This window comes from Aggregatilinea sp. (genome assembly GCF_036822615.1).
Lineage (GTDB): Bacteria > Chloroflexota > Anaerolineae > Aggregatilineales > Aggregatilineaceae > Aggregatilinea.
In genome coordinates, this window is record NZ_DAISHJ010000203.1 from 1 (window position 1) to 4,698 (window position 4,698).

5 protein-coding genes are annotated in these 4,698 nt (G+C 63.3%); 3 read left to right on the forward strand and 2 right to left on the reverse strand.

The window, feature by feature from the left end; all coding sequences use genetic code 11:
• The coding region (locus V7116_RS25430; protein WP_324394809.1) for a LysM peptidoglycan-binding domain-containing protein at positions 1-273 on the reverse strand (273 nt) is incomplete at its 3' end.
• A 219-nt stretch (positions 274-492) separates the two neighbouring features.
• Here V7116_RS25430 and V7116_RS25435 point away from each other — a divergent pair.
• Positions 493-1,827, forward strand: coding sequence for a DUF1015 domain-containing protein (locus tag V7116_RS25435; RefSeq protein WP_324394810.1), 1,335 nt, complete (start codon positions 493-495; stop codon positions 1,825-1,827).
• Positions 1,828-1,932: 105 nt separating this feature from the next.
• On the opposite strand, the gene V7116_RS25440 is transcribed toward V7116_RS25435, so the two are convergent.
• The gene (locus tag V7116_RS25440; protein ID WP_324394811.1) at positions 1,933-3,234 is read right to left on the reverse strand and encodes an MDR family MFS transporter; all 1,302 of its coding nucleotides are present in this window, start codon (positions 3,232-3,234) and stop codon (positions 1,933-1,935) included.
• Between the two features lie 215 nt (positions 3,235-3,449).
• Here V7116_RS25440 and V7116_RS25445 point away from each other — a divergent pair, with 215 nt between their 5' ends.
• Positions 3,450-3,887 carry an ACT domain-containing protein gene (locus V7116_RS25445; protein ID WP_324394812.1) on the forward strand — a complete coding sequence of 146 codons (438 nt, stop codon included), beginning with the start codon at positions 3,450-3,452 and terminating at the stop codon, positions 3,885-3,887.
• A 4-nt stretch (positions 3,888-3,891) separates the two neighbouring features.
• The coding region (locus V7116_RS25450; RefSeq protein WP_324394813.1) for an alpha/beta fold hydrolase at positions 3,892-4,698 on the forward strand (807 nt) is incomplete at its 3' end.

The following is a 4,698-nucleotide window of genomic DNA, read 5'->3' on the forward strand; positions in this document are numbered from 1 at the left end:
AGCCGCCGCCGGAGTCGGCGCGGGCTGGCCCGGCTGCGGAATGGTCAGCACCTGCCCCACGTAGATAAGCTGCGGGTTCAGAATATTATTCGCCTGCGCGATCGCCTGGGCGGTCGTGCCATAGGCGACGGCGATATTCCAAAGGGTTTCGCCAGGCTGAACCGTGTGGGTGATGGTCTGACCGCCATCCTGCGCAAGAGCCAAAGCAGGCATGGCGAAAATCACAACTAATGCCAGCCACACCACCAAAATTCTTTGCACGCGGTGCATCATACAGCCTCCCTCAGCGGCGAAAAGTCTATGCTGGATACATCATAATACAATTCGCATACACCCGCCATGCCGGGCCGCCGTGCGAAAGTCGCTCGCTGTCACAGGCCGGATAGCCGAACCCGGAGCCGATCTTCGCCTCCCTATCGCCGCCCTGGTAAAATCGGCTCAGCGTAGTGCTCCGGCAGTCGCGCCGGACCGGAAAGCGAAAGGTGTAACTTCATGGCCGTGATCAAGCCGTTTCGCGGTGTCCGTTACAATGCCGCTCGCGTGGGCGATCTTCAGTCCGTTGTGAGCCAGCCCTATGACCGCATCTCCGACGACCTGCAGGACCGCTATTACGCGCTGAGCCCCTACAACATCGTGCGCATTATTCAGGGCAAAACCGAGCCGGGCGACTCGTCCGAAGGCCCCAACGTCTACACCCGTGCGAAGTCCTTCTACCAGGACTGGCGGGCGGAGGATGTACTGGCCCGCGACGAGCATCCCGCCGTGTATGCCTACGAGCAGACGTTCACCGTCGAGGGCAAGCAGTACGTCCGTCTGGGCATGATCGCCGCCGTGAAGCTGGCTGAATTCGACGAGGGCATCATCCTGCCCCACGAGCGCACCCACGCCGGGCCGAAGGAAGATCGCCTGCGCCTGATCAACACGCTTCAGGCCCACACCGAACAGATCTTCCTGCTCTACCCTGACGCCGAAAATCGCGTCAACGCCCTGCTGCGGCAGGCCATCGGCAGCCGCCAGCCGGATCTCGACGTTGAGGAGCTACTCGAAAGCGGCGTGCGGCAGCGTATGTGGGCCATCACTGACGAGCCGACGCTGGCCGCCATCGAAGCCGAGATGGACCCCAAGCGCAACCTGATTATTGCCGACGGCCATCACCGCTACGAAACCGCGCTGAACTACCGCAACGCCCAGCGCGCCGCACACCCTGACGCGTCACCCGATGCGGCCTTCAACTACGTCGCCGCGACGCTGGTCAGCATGGACGATCCGGGTCTGGTGGTGCTGCCGACCCACCGCGAGATCTGCAACTTCACCACGACCAGCCCCGCCGACGTGCTGGAACGCGCCAAGCTTTATTTCAACGCGAAGCCGGTTGCCGATCTGCCGGCCTGCCTCGACGCGCTGAACGCATCCGGCGCGCCCCACGTGTTCGGCTACTACGGCGGCCCCGATGTGGGCTTTTACACGCTCACCCTGCAAGACTCCGCGCTCATCGATCGCCTGATCACCAGCGACCAGTCGCCGGAATGGAAGTCGCTCGCCGTCAGCATCGCCCACCGCATCCTGATCGAACAGGTCGCGGGCGTGCCGGTAGAGGGCGTCGAAGACAAATCGATGCTCCGCTACCATCGCCGCGCGCAGGAAGCCGTCGAAAGCGTGGATCGCGGCGAGGGGAATTTTGTGTTCTTCCTGCGCCCCACCCGCATGGACAGCATCAAGGCCATCGCGGGGCGCGGCGAAAAAATGCCGCAGAAAAGCACCGACTTTTACCCCAAGATGATTTCCGGCCTCGTCTTGATGCCGCTCGATCCCGGCGAGCAGGTCTAGAACCCTGCGATAGAGGACAAAGAGCAGGGCGGGTTCAAAATCCGCCCTGCTCTTTCTTATCCTACTTTTCCCTGATCCTCGTTCCCCAATCCCGGATCTCTATTCTTAATCTCCGCCCTGCTCCGGGCTGAACTCCAGCACCGGGTCCAACGCCGGAACCGGTTCGAATGCCTCCGCATCTGCACGCATCTGCAGCGTCAGGTAGGCCAGCGCCGCCAGCCCGGCGACGATCCCGCCCAGATACCACACCCATTCGAATCCCAGGGATTCTTTGATCTGCCCCGCCAGCCACGTCCCACTGCCCGACGCGACCGCGAATCCGAACCCGAACACGGCCATGTAACGTCCGCGCATGTCTTCCGGCGCGAGCCGTGCGGCGATCGCCTGCCCCACCGGCACGACCAGCATCTCGCCCACGGTGATGATCACCATCGCCAGGATGAACAACCATGCGCTTGCCACGAACCCGAACAGGCTGAACCCGATCGCATAGAACAGCGTACCGACCGCCAGGATCAGCATCGACGGATAGCCGCGCTTGCGCACCTGCCGCGTGATCGAAAGCTGAAGCAGCACGACCATCACGGCATTCATGCTCAGCAGCAGACCGAAGCCCCACGGCTCGATCCCATGCACGTCGCGCAGGTAAACCGAGAGTGTCGAGTTCATCTGGAAGTAGACCAGCCACACCACCATGCCCAGCACCGTAAACGTGATAAACATCCGGTCACGGAACACGCGCCCATAGCCCCGGAAGGTCTGCACCAGCGACTCGGCAGGGGCATCTGTTTCCATCCGTTCGGGGCGCGTCTCGCGCAGCAGCGCGAACAGGATCACGGCGGTAATCACGCTCGTCGCGGCATCTACGCTGAACAGCAGCAAATACGACAGCCCCGCCAGCAGTCCGCCGATGATCGGCCCGAACGTCACCGCGAGATTGAACGTGATGCGGATGATACCGAATCCCTCGACGCGCTTTTCTTCCGGCAGCAGATCGGCCATCATGGCTTGCCACGCCGGGCCGCCGATGCTGCCCACCAGACCAATCAGCGCCGCGATTGCGTATAACAGGGTGATGCTGTTCACCATCACCAGCGCCAGGTTCCCCAGCGCGCTCGTCACCAGGGCCGTCAGCGCGATAGGCTTACGTCCGAAGCGGTCGGCCAGCGCCCCACCCACGGCACTGCCGAGCAGCCCGGCAGCCGAGAAGATCGCAAAAATAACGCCGACCTGCGCCAGATCGATCTCAAAATGGTCGGTCAGGAACATCGCAAAAAACGGGAAGATCAGCGCGTTGCCCACCTGATCGATGAAGGACGCGCCGACCAACAGCCAGAACTGGCGCGGGTACTCGTTGTAAACGGATCGGGCGGCATCTTGAGCTGCAACCAAACGGCGGAATAACATAAGCCGATCTCCATTCAAGATGACAAAGAAGCTGAAAAAACAGTGCAATTGTGAATATAGTTGCATAATTCAGCAATTGCGTACATAAGCAATCATACAACAACCCGAACACTTGTGCAAGTCCCGCCGTCAAATTTTAATATTTTCGATACACTCCCGCCCGCCCGGCAGGTATAATGTCTCCCATAACATCGTTCACACCCTGGGAGGTTGGCATGGATGCAGTTCAAGCGCTCGCCCGCGCAGCGTTATATACGGATGCCGTCCCGTACATTCCGGTGCACCTGCCCGCCCCCGCGATCGTCGCCGCTGCGGGCGTCCTGGCCGAAAGCGCCACACCGTTCAGCGCCCTGATCGCGGACAAAGACGAAGTCACCCTGATCCTGCCCGAAGCGGAATGGGAAGAGTTTGCGCGCCGCCTGCCCGACCACCGCGCCGCCGCGCCCTACCGCCTGATCACCTTCGACCTGCCGCTGGACTTCGAGCTGATCGGTTTCATGGCGCTCGTCAGCCGTGTCCTGGCCGACGCGGGCGTTTCGATCCTCGCCGTCAGCGCCTTCGAGCGCGACCACCTGCTCGTCCCGGCCAGCCAGTTCGAAACGGCCTGGGCCGCGCTCGAAGCGGCCAAAAACGCGCTGCCCGCCGGGGAGTAGCGCCGTGCTGCGCCGCTGGATCGCGCTGGTTTGCTGCGGGCTGATCCTGTTTCCTGCGGAATCGTCGGCGGCGCAGGGCGGCGAGTCGCCCGCGCTCACCCCTCACCCCTGCGACGTCGTGCCGCCCGGCGAAATCGACGGCAGCACGATCTGGTGCGCCGCGCTCGACGTCTCCCTCGATCGCGCCGATCGCGCCGATCCCGGCGGCCCGCAGGTGACGCTGGCCGTCGCCGTGCTGCGCAGTTCCGCCGCTTCCCCCGCGCTCGATCCAGTCCTGTTTCTCGGTGGGGATGCCGGGCTGAGCGTGCTCGCGCCAGACAGCCTCGCGGATCTGGCCGCACGGGTCGCGCCGTTCCGTGCCCAACGCCACGTGATCCTGTTCGATGCGCGTGGCGCCGGTCTTTCCATGCCGCGTTTTGAGTGCACACCCGGCTTTGCGACCGATCTGGAAGCGTGTCTGGCGGATCTGGCCGCGCGTGGACTCAAGCCCGAACAGTTCACCGCGTCCGCGCTGGCCTCGGACGCCGCCGCGCTCATGCAGGCGCTCGATTATCCAGCCTATAACCTTTACGGCCTCTCCTATGGAGCGCAGGTCGCGCTCGCTCTGCTGGCTGAGCCGGCCTCAGCGGACCGCGTGCGCAGCATCGTGCTCGATGCCGCGCTGCCCCTGCCTATCTCCACCCTGACGCCCTATCACGCCGCCTTCGAGCTGGCTCGCTACGGGGTATTCCGCTCGGCTTTCGCCCTGTGCGACGCCGATCCCGACTGTTCCGGCGCATACCCGTACATGCGCGAACGCTTCGTGACGCTC